1 rRNA gene is annotated in these 384 nt (G+C 52.6%); it reads left to right on the top strand.

What is annotated here, in order from left to right:
* Positions 1-384: ribosomal RNA gene (locus lacNas_RS09980) — 16S ribosomal RNA — on the top strand; the annotation flags it as partial.

Genomic DNA, 384 nt, shown 5'->3' with positions numbered 1-384 from the left:
TGATTTGTTGGACGCTAGCGGCGGATGGGTGAGTAACACGTGGGCAATCTGCCCTAAAGACTGGGATACCACTTGGAAACAGGTGCTAATACCGGATAACAACATGAGTCGCATGACTCAAGTTTGAAAGGCGGCGCAAGCTGTCACTTTAGGATGAGCCCGCGGCGCATTAGCTAGTTGGTGAGGTAACGGCTCACCAAGGCAATGATGCGTAGCCGAGTTGAGAGACTGATCGGCCACATTGGGACTGAGACACGGCCCAAACTCCTACGGGAGGCAGCAGTAGGGAATCTTCCACAATGGACGCAAGTCTGATGGAGCAACGCCGCGTGAGTGAAGAAGGTTTTCGGATCGTAAAGCTCTGTTGTTGGTGAAGAAGGATAG

Origin of the sequence: Lactobacillus nasalidis, from assembly GCF_016587775.1 — a bacterium.
In the GTDB taxonomy this organism is placed as follows: Bacteria; Bacillota; Bacilli; order Lactobacillales; family Lactobacillaceae; genus Lactobacillus; species Lactobacillus nasalidis.
This window is presented reverse-complemented; position numbering and strand designations above follow the sequence as displayed.